The sequence below is a fragment of the Actinoallomurus acaciae genome (assembly GCF_042429965.1).
GTDB lineage: Bacteria > Actinomycetota > Actinomycetes > Streptosporangiales > Streptosporangiaceae > Actinoallomurus > Actinoallomurus acaciae.
On the sequence record NZ_JBHLZP010000716.1, the window covers coordinates 1 to 3,327 of the forward strand.

At 71.3% G+C, this 3,327-nt stretch carries 3 protein-coding genes; 2 read left to right on the plus strand and 1 reads right to left on the minus strand.

Annotation, left to right across the window (positions count from 1 at the left end):
* Positions 1-607, minus strand: a 607-nt coding sequence (locus ACFFNX_RS45600) for an MFS transporter (protein ID WP_378212562.1), incomplete at its 3' end; no start/stop codon positions are given.
* A 74-nt stretch (positions 608-681) separates the two neighbouring features.
* Here ACFFNX_RS45600 and ACFFNX_RS45605 point away from each other — a divergent pair.
* A complete protein-coding gene (locus ACFFNX_RS45605) occupies positions 682-1,440 on the plus strand; it encodes a DeoR/GlpR family DNA-binding transcription regulator (RefSeq protein WP_378212564.1) in 759 nt (252 codons plus the stop codon).
* 583 nt (positions 1,441-2,023) lie between these two features.
* The gene (gene ligD / locus ACFFNX_RS45610; RefSeq protein ID WP_378212565.1) at positions 2,024-2,980 is read left to right on the plus strand and encodes a non-homologous end-joining DNA ligase; all 957 of its coding nucleotides are present in this window, start codon (positions 2,024-2,026) and stop codon (positions 2,978-2,980) included.
* Positions 2,981-3,327 lie beyond the last annotated feature (347 nt).

Below are 3,327 nucleotides of genomic sequence, written 5' to 3' on the forward strand. Positions count from 1 at the left end.
TGCCCATGAGGAAGCCGTTCAGGGCGAAGTAGGCGAAGGTGGCCGACCGGCCGGCCCGCAGCAGCGCCGGCGCCGCGAGCGCGGTGACGGCCAGGCCGAGGACGCCGACCACGCCGAGCGACGTCGCGGGGCTCCAGCCCCAGCTCAGCGTGCGGGCGCCGACGAGCGAGGCCAGGACGCCGCCGATCGAGTAGGTGGCGTGGAAGGCGGACATGACGGGCCGCGGGTAGCCGCGCTCGACCTGGACGGCGTGCGCGTTCATGGAGACGTCCATCGCCCCGGTGCCGAAGCCGTACACGAACAGCGCCGCGGCGAGCGTCCCGGCGTTCGCGGCCAGGCCGGGCAGGACCACGGACGCGGCGCAGAGGAAGCCGCTGAGCGGCACGACGACACGGGCCCCGAAACGGTCGGTGAGCGGGCCGGAGACCTGCATCCCGGCGAAGGCGCCCGCGCCGAGCACCAGCAGGAGCCAGCCGAGCACGGCGTGGTCGATGCCCACCCGGTGCTCGACGCTGGGGATGTGGACGACCCACATGCCCATGAGGAAGCCGTTCAGGGCGAAGTAGGCGAAGGTGGCCGACCGGCCGGCCCGCAGCGATCTCTCCATGCCATCGAACATAACGAACAACTATTTTGTTCGTAAGTCTGTTTTTCGCGCGTCTATTGTGTTCAATAGGCCTCATGAGCGGCACGGAGAGACTGAGACAGATCACTGAGGCCGTGTGCGAGGCGGGCAGCCTCGGCGTCGCGGAGCTGGCCCGGCTCACCGGCGCCTCGGAGATGACCATCCGCCGCGACCTGGAGGCCCTCGCCGCTCAGGGAGTGCTCCAGCGGTACCGCGGAGGGGCGAGAAGCCTGGTCCTGCGCGGCGAGGGACCGCCCTTCGCGCTGCGGTCCCAGGAGGGGCTGGAGGCCAAACGGCGCATCGCCGCCGAGACCGCCGCGCTCATCGCCGACGGCGAGTCCGTCGTCCTGGACAGCGGCACCACCTGCCTGGAGGTGGCCCACGCCCTCGAACGGCGGCGCGTGACCGTGATGCCGCTGTCGCTGCACACGGTCAACGCGTTGACCGGTGCCCCGGAGGTGACGTTGCTGGTGCCCGGCGGCCACCCCCGGGCGGGCGAACTGGCGCTGGCCGGCCCACTGACGGAGGCGTCCCTGGCCGCCCTGCGCTTCGACACGGCGGTCATCGGCTGCTGCGGGCTGAACGCGGCCAACGGCCTGACCGCCTACGACCTCGACGACGCCGCCGTCAAGCGCGCCGCGATCGCCTCGTCCCGCCGCGTCGTCGCCGTCGCCGAGGCCGCCAAGCTGACCCGCACCGCCCTCGCCCACGTCGCCCCGGTCTCCGCCCTGCACGCGGTCATCACCGACACGTCGGCCCCGGACGAGGAGACCGCCCGCCTGACCGCGGCGGGCACCGTCGTACACCGGGCCTGACCGCCGCCCGTCGCCGACGCGCCTCAGGGCACAGGCCGGTCGAGGCCGCACAGGTCCAGCACGGAACGGTGCCGGTCCAGGCGGGTGAGAGCCTCGGGCCCGGGCCGAGGGGAGCACCTCGTCGGCGATCCCGTGTTCGCCGCAGAAGGCCGCCTCCCACCGGCCACCCGCACCCGACGAGGGCGGCGTCGCACGGCCCGACGTCAGGTCCATGATCCGCACCGTCGGTCTGCCGTCCAGAGCGGCCATGCGCGGCAACGGGCCGAGGTCGTACGCGGCGGAGACGGTGCCCACGATGCTCTGGCCGCGTCCGCCTCTCGTCCACGGCCGCGACCTCGCGGACGTCGACGGCCTCGTCCGAGGTACCGCACGGCGACCTCGACACCGAACGCGGCGACCAGCTCTCACCACGGACGCCCTCCCACCATCGCCGGCGGGCCCTGCCGCACGTCCGCGTCGCGCGCCGTGACGCCTCGATCGGACGCCGTCCACCGTCGTCGCGATCACCGGCGGGCCGGTCTCCCGCCGGATGGCCGGTGGAGCCTCGGCGATCTGGGTAAAAACCCAGGTCAGGGGCCTGCCCATGAGTCAACGACCACAGCGCATAGCACCGATGATGGCCCTGCTCCGGCCCGAGCTGCCCGAAGACGACGAGAACTGGGCGTTCGAGCTGAAGTGGGACGGTGTCCGCGCTGTCGCCTACGTCCGGTCGGACGGGCTGGCGCTGATCTCCCGCAACGACAAGGACATGGCCCCGTCCTACCCCGAGCTCGGCGCGCTCACCGGAATGATCCGCGAACCGGTGGTGCTCGACGGCGAGATCGTCGCGCTGCGGGACGGGCGACCCGACTTCGGCCTGCTCCAGTCCCGCATGCACGTCCAGCGACCGACCGGCGAGCTCGTCCGGTCGACCCCGGTCGCCTACTACGTCTTCGACCTGCTCCGCCGCGGCGACCGGTCGCTCCTCGCCGAGCCGTACACGGCACGCCGCCGGGAGCTGGAGGAGCTCGGCCTCAACACCGACCCGGTCTTCACGCCCCCGTGGTGGGCCGGCGGCGGCGAGGCCGTCCTGGCGGCCAGCATCGAACAGGGCCTGGAAGGCGTCGTCGCCAAGCCCCTGACCTCCCCTTATCTGCCCGGCCGACGCGGACCATGGATCAAGGTGAAGAACGTCCGTCACCAAGAGGTCATCGTGGCCGGCTGGACCCCAGGCGAAGGCCGCCGAGCCGACATGATCGGCTCCTTGGTTCTCGGCGTCTACGACGACCACGCCCTCCGCTACATCGGCAACGTCGGCACCGGCTTCACCGAGAACAGCCTCCATGAACTCGCCGACCGGCTCCGCCCCATCGAGCGCCCCGACAACCCCTTCGACACCACCGTGCCGGCCGCGGTGTCCCGCACGGCGCACTGGACCGAACCCGAACTCGTCGGCGAGGTCGCCTTCAGCGAATGGACCACGGACGGCCACCTCAGGCACCCCAGCTGGCGCGGCCTCCGCCCCGACAAACAACCGGAGCAGGTCACGCGGGAGACCTAAGGTCACGCGCCGGAAGTTCGTTTAAGAATTGCGGGTTGTCGGTAGAGGTCGGCCGGTGGCCGAGGTGGCGTTGACCGACGAGGAACGCGAGACGTTGGTGCGCTGGTCGCGGCGAGCCAAGTCCTCTCAAGCGTTGGCCCAGCGGTGCAAGATCGTGTTGGGGTGCGCGGACGGCAAGTCGAATCAACCTTCACGTTGTCGAATGACCCGCAGTTCATCGACAAGGTCTGAGATGTCGTCGGCCTGTATCTGGATCCGCCGGAGAAGGCACTGGTGCTGGCGGTGGATGAGTAGAGTCGACCTGGGGCGCGTTACCGGGATTTCGCCCGGCACGTCTCCCCAGGTCG